This is a genomic window from Vibrio sp. 1978 (assembly GCF_033344345.1).
In genome coordinates this window covers 1-524 of sequence record NZ_JAWPOP010000982.1, presented here as the reverse complement: position 1 = coordinate 524, position 524 = coordinate 1, and the positions used below count along the sequence as shown (strand labels likewise).

Below are 524 nucleotides of genomic sequence, written 5' to 3'. Positions count from 1 at the left end.
TGTAGTAGTTGGTCTTTCTCTTGCCACACATCCCCTAACCATTGCTGGAATTGGCGCTTGTACGGCTTGTCGTTGAAGTAATCCCCTAACACCTGCTCATCAACTGGCAACACTTTCACATGGACCACGATCTTAGTCATGCGCCCCATCAGCATGTCTTTAAAAGGTTTGTCCGTATTCTCTGGATACGCGAGGGTCACATCGATGATGTTCTCAAATTGCTCGCCCATTGCCGCCAATGTGTAAGCAATACCGCCTGATTTGGGTTGCAACAGATGTTGGTAGCCCGCTTTGCTTTTACGCTGCTTCTCTTGAGTAAAGCGTGTACCTTCCACGTAGTTCACAACCGTGGTTGGAGTATGCTTGAACTTGGCACACGAACGACGTGTGGTTGCCAAATCTTGGCCACGTTTGTGAGGGTTACGAATTAAATACTCACGAGAGTAACGACGCATGAAAGGCATGTCTAAAGCCCAACATGCCATACCAATAAACGGCACATACAGCAGTTGTTGTTTGAGGAA

1 protein-coding gene is annotated in these 524 nt (G+C 47.5%); it reads right to left on the bottom strand.

What is annotated here, in order from left to right:
* The coding region (locus R8N49_RS30225) for an acetyltransferase (RefSeq protein WP_318190831.1) at nucleotides 1-524 on the bottom strand (524 nt) is incomplete at both ends.